Origin of the sequence: Colwellia sp. (genome assembly GCF_013215345.1) — a bacterium.
Classification (GTDB): Bacteria; Pseudomonadota; Gammaproteobacteria; order Enterobacterales; family Alteromonadaceae; genus Colwellia.
This window is the reverse complement of the sequence record NZ_JABSOV010000177.1, coordinates 1-5,486: the sequence shown is the minus strand read 5'-3', so window position 1 is coordinate 5,486 and position 5,486 is coordinate 1. Positions and strand designations below refer to the sequence as shown.

Annotated in this window: 5 protein-coding genes; 4 read left to right on the top strand and 1 reads right to left on the bottom strand. The window is 39.6% G+C overall.

Features of this window, described 5'->3' with window-relative positions:
• A partial coding sequence (locus tag HRT50_RS17420; RefSeq protein ID WP_291616858.1) for an FAD-binding oxidoreductase occupies window positions 1-738 on the bottom strand: 738 nt, incomplete at its 3' end.
• Window positions 739-975: 237 nt separating this feature from the next.
• Here HRT50_RS17420 and HRT50_RS17415 point away from each other — a divergent pair.
• The 4 genes from HRT50_RS17415 to HRT50_RS17400 form a co-directional block, all read left to right on the top strand.
• A complete protein-coding gene (locus tag HRT50_RS17415) occupies window positions 976-1,131 on the top strand; it encodes a hypothetical protein (RefSeq protein WP_291616856.1) in 156 nt (51 codons plus the stop codon).
• A gap of 175 nt (window positions 1,132-1,306) precedes the next feature.
• A complete protein-coding gene (locus HRT50_RS17410; RefSeq protein ID WP_291616854.1) occupies window positions 1,307-2,320 on the top strand; it encodes a 4-hydroxyproline epimerase in 1,014 nt (337 codons plus the stop codon).
• A 135-nt stretch (window positions 2,321-2,455) separates the two neighbouring features.
• The gene (locus tag HRT50_RS17405; RefSeq protein WP_291616852.1) at window positions 2,456-3,988 is read left to right on the top strand and encodes an aldehyde dehydrogenase (NADP(+)); all 1,533 of its coding nucleotides are present in this window, start codon (window positions 2,456-2,458) and stop codon (window positions 3,986-3,988) included.
• 182 nt (window positions 3,989-4,170) lie between these two features.
• On the top strand, window positions 4,171-5,486 hold a 1,316-nt coding region (locus HRT50_RS17400; protein ID WP_291616850.1), incomplete at its 3' end, for an MFS transporter.

Below are 5,486 nucleotides of genomic sequence, written 5' to 3'. Positions count from 1 at the left end.
TGTCAGTACGGTAACTCCAGTCTCTGCTTGAGTTATTTCAGTAACGGCACTTTGCTGGAAAGTCATGCCTTTACTTTTGGCAAATTCGCTAAGAGCAACACTCAATGCTAGCGGGTCAATAGTGTGGGCTACATCGGTAAAGAATAACGAGTAATTAATATTGTCGTGTAAGTTTGGCTCAAGCTTAATCGTTTCAGCTCTATCTAATAGTTTTACCGCCACATCTTCATTTTTATAATGCTGATACATGGCATCAACTGTATTGTAATTGGTTGTCTCAAAAACTAGCAATGAACCTTGCAAGGTGATGAGGTGCTCCATATTTGCCTCTTTTAATAGCGCACAGTAGTGACTGATGGCATTTTTATTTAATGCTTTTATCGCTACTGTATTTTTATCACGCAAACTAGGGCGCATATTATTAAAAAACTGCATGAACCAAGGAATGGCTTTAATAAAGTGTTTGGCAGATAAAGACACAGGACCAAGCGGGTCAAGTAAGAGCTTAGGCATTTGCCATAACAATGAAGATTCGGCGAGTGGAAACACTTGTTCTGTAGCAAAATGTCCGGCATTACCTTTAGAACAACCTAAACCAATACCTTCTTTGTCAATTAACGTCACTTGGTAGCCCAAACTCTGCAATTCGAGCGCACAGTTTATACCAATAATTCCGGCGCCAATAACAGCAACTGTTTGCTGTTTTTTATCCTGTTGTTTGTTTGTTGCTGTGTTCATTAATTTACACCTTGGGATAGATATAGATCTAAGTTGTTGTTGTTAATATTTATTACTGTCGTATATAAAGTAAAAATAAATTATACTTGCCATTATTTAAGGATTGTATACAATATACTCAAGCTTAACTAGTAATAGTTTTAACAAAATAAACTGTGGTACCAAAGCATACTAAAAGACTAGTAAATAGGTACAAAAAACAATTGGTATTTAATCACGAAAAATGAAAAGAATATTATGAATGTAAATTGGAAAGGTGTTTACCCAGCGGTAACTACGCAATACAACGAAGATTTATCTATTAACTTTGAAGCAACCACTAAAATGGTTGCTTCCATTATCAATGAAGCCGTTGAGACACGCATTGACTTAAGTAAATTTAACTTAGATTAATGCGCATTAATCATTAAGTTTACTAGAGATACCAGTACTGAGACCTCGTTTCAGTGCTGGCGTCTCTGTTATAAAAAGGCAGTTATAACAAGGCCTTTTTAACAAAATACTTATAACAGAAAATATTTAATAAATAAGATTACGTCAAGTAACAAATAGCATTATTGGGGATAGTATGGTTAAGGGAACATTTTTTTGTATCGACGCACACACTTGCGGAAACCCCGTTAGGTTAGTGACCAGTGGTCATCCAAACTTAGTGGGTGAAACCATGAGTGAAAAACGTCTAGACTTTCTTGAACGTTTTGATTGGATCCGCCAAGGTTTAATGTTTGAACCGCGCGGTCACGATATGATGTCAGGTGCATTTTTGTATCCACCTTGTAGTGACAATGCCGATGCAGCAATTTTATTTATTGAAACCTCAGGCTGCCTTCCTATGTGTGGCCACGGCACTATTGGTACTATTACCGCAGGTTTAGAAAGCGGTCTTATCACCCCTAAAACTCCAGGTAAACTCATCATTGATGTGCCTGCCGGTCAAATTGTCATTGAGTATCAAGAAAATAATGGCAAGGTTGCTAACGTTAAAATATTTAATGTTGCTGCTTATCTAGCACATCGTGACATCACTCTTGATATTCCAGGTCTAGGTCAACTAACCGTTGATGTTTCATATGGCGGTAATTTTTACGTCATTGTTGAACCGCAAGCCAATTTTCCTGGTATTGACCAGTGGACTGCCGCAGAAATATTGCTGTGGAGCCCTATTGTTCGTGAAGTGGCAAGCAAGTCGCTTGACTGCGTTCACCCTGAAGATGCCAGTGTTAATGGTGTCAGTCACGTTTTGTGGACAGGTCTACCGCAAACCCAAGGCTCAGATGCCGCCAATGCGGTATTTTATGGTGATAAAGCCATAGACAGATCGCCATGCGGTACCGGAACAAGCGCGAGAATGGCGCAGTTATTTGCCAAAGGTGAATTAGCTGTTGGCGATACCTTCGTGCATGAGAGTTATATTGGTAGCCAATTTACCGGTAAGATTGAAGGCGTAGTTGAGCTCAATGCCTCAGGTCAGACTATCACTGCCATTAAGCCAAGTATCGAAGGTTGGGCAAAAGTGTTTGGCAAAAACTGCATTACTATCGATGATGATGACCCATATGCCTTTGGTTTTAGCGTTAAATAACCTAAAGAGCACTGAAATGACAATGGATAAGATAAGTGACTTCTTATTTTAATCTTTGTTTAAATACAGATTATATCCAGTGCCTTTATTCTATAAAGGCACTTAGCAATACATGCAACATAAGTGAGTAATAAGATGACAATAACAGGACAGAATTTAATTGCCGGCGAATGGTCAGGTAATACTCAAGGTGGTTTTAAAGCCTTTAATGCCCAAACACATAAAGCTATTGATATTGAATTTGCCGATGCTACAGAGCTTGAAGTAAACACTGCCATCAATCGCGCCAATGAAGCTTTCACTTCTTATAGCCAGTTAAGTGCAGCTAAGCGCGCTACTTTCTTACGTGCTATTGGTGCTGAAATTCTTGCTTTAGGTGATGAGTTAGTTGATACCGCTTGTGGTGAAACAGGTCTACCGGTCATGCGTATTCAAGGCGAACGCGGCAGAACGATTGGCCAGCTTGGTTTGTTTGCTGACTTATTAGAGTCAGGCGAATACCAAGGTGTTATTGAGCAAGCGAATGCTGATCGTCAACCACTTCCAAAACCAGATACTCGTTTAGGTTATTTACCTTTAGGTGTGGTTGGTGTTTTTGCTGCAAGTAATTTTCCATTAGCTTTCTCTACTGCTGGTGGCGACACTGCTTCAGCTTTAGCTGCAGGTTGTCCTGTAGTTATGAAAGCACACGCAGCTCATCCTGCCACTGCTGAATTAGTAGCACGTGCTATCTTAAAAGCGATTGAAAGCTGTAATTTAGACCGCGGTGTATTTTCGCTTATTCAAGGTAAAAACTACGCTATCGCTACACAAATAGTTACTCATCCATCAGTTAAAGCGGTTGGTTTTACTGGCTCTGAACGCGTAGGTATGATTTTACAAGCGCAAATTCACCAACGAGCTGAACCGATTCCATTTTATGGTGAGCTTGGTAGCATTAACCCACAATTTATTATGCCTAATAAAGTTGACCAAGACGGCGCTGAAATAGCACAAGGTTTAGTTGCTTCATTAATGATGGGCCAAGGACAGTTTTGTACCAGCCCTGGCGTTTGGGTTGTGGTAGGCAGTGAAGATAGTGCCAACTATCAAACGTTTATTACTTCGGCAAGCGAAGCATTAGCACAGCAAGCTGCTGGTGTTATGTTAACTCCAGCAATGTGTGCTAGCTACAATAACGCGGTTGCAGAGCGAAAAGCACTTAGCGGTGTCAGCTTATTAGCAACGGGTAAAACAGGTAATGAACAAGAATGTTCAGCCTCTTTATTTGCTACAGACCTAGCAACATTTGCTAAAACGCCATTACTACAAGAAGAAGTATTTGGATTCAGTGCTTTAGTTGTTCGTTGTGATGACCAAGCACAAATGATGGAGTTTGTTAGCCTTCTTAAAGGTAATTTAACCGCCAGTATTCATGGCTTAGAAAGTGACTTAACTGCGTCAAAAGAGTTAAGCCTTAACCTTGCCCATAAAGTAGGTCGCTTGATTTATAATCAAATGCCTACCGGTGTTGAAGTCTGTGCCTCAATGAACCACGGTGGTCCATTTCCAGCATCAACTAATATCAGAACAACGTCTGTGGGCAGTGCAGCCATTACCCGCTTTAGACGTCCTATCTGTTATCAAAACATGCCGGCAGAGTTATTACCGACCTTGTTAAAAGATTAGTTTAAAGCCAAGTGCATATTGTGTACTTGGCTTTTTTTTAACTTTAATTTTCCTTATTACTTTTAGCATTCATTCTATTGATTTATGCAATATTTAGTATTACTTAAATCAACAGCATGAATGTTGTTAGTGGACAACAACCCAGAATAAAAAAATCAATAATAAAAATGGTGGATAAGACAGTGAGCCTAACTAAACGAAGTCCTTTTCAGCAAGCCTTTTATGTAGCCAATACCATGGAGATCTTTGAACGACTTGCTTGGTATGGCATGTACACATTACTTGCTAGTTATATTATGACGCCTACCACGCAAGGCGGTTTAGGTTTAGGTAATACCGAACGTGGTTTAATTATGGGTGTGGTGCCTTTCTTCCTTTATCTTTTCCCTGTGGTTTCTGGCGCACTCGCTGACCGATTTGGTTATCGGAAAATGTTTTTGCTGTCATTCACCCTAATGGCGCCGAGTTATTATTTCTTAGGTTATGCCAAAGATTTAGCCAGCTTTATGAGCATATTTATGTTGATAGCACTCGGAGCTGGGATATTCAAACCGGTAGTAACCGCAACCATTAGCAGAACCACAGATGATACTAACCGAGGCTTAGGCTTTGGTATTTTCTATATGATGGTCAATGTCGGTGGTTTTTTAGGGCCTTTATTAGCGCCTATTATTCAAAAGAATTATGGTTGGCAAGCAGTGTTTACTTTTGCCTGTATTTGGATTTCAGTGAACTTTATTCCGGCGTTATTTTTCTATAAAGAGCCTGAGCGTCATGGTAAAAATAAACCCTTAAAGCAAGTCTTTCATGAAATGCAACAGGTACTGGGAAATATGCGCCTGGCCTTATTAGTAGTGCCCTTGTTGATCATACTCGTGGCCTTCTATGCAGGTTATATAGACGGTGAATTTACCTTAATTGCCACGGTATTATTAATTGTTGCTGCCATTATTTGGGATCTTGCGGTGGCTAAGTTGGTCACTAAACCAAGCCAGCAAGACGCACTTGCATGGTATTTACAAAAAATGAGCATAGGCAATAAACCGTTTATGGCGTATTTATTAATACTGTCGGGATTTTGGACGGTATATTTTCAAATTTTTATAACCTTACCTGTTTATATTCGTGACTTTGTTGATACTTCAGATTTGGTTTCACTGCTACATACCATTAGCCCTTGGTTACATGATGTTTTAACCTCAATAAATATTGATACATTAAGTAGTGAAATTATGCGTTTGGCAAGTAAGTTTAACGAACTTGATGCCTTACAAAGTCAGGCGGCACTAAAAGAAATTACTAGCACGCTGGGCGCGTTAGATGTTCGTATTCCTGAGCAGCAAATTGTGAATGGTTTTAGCCAAATTAGTCAATCAATGCTCACTAGCGATATGGCGGCTGCGCAAGGTCTAAGTAAAGAGATTGCTGAGCAATGGTCAATGCAATATAGGCAAGTGAATCCTGCAACTATTTTAAGTTTGGATTTTTTGATGATCAT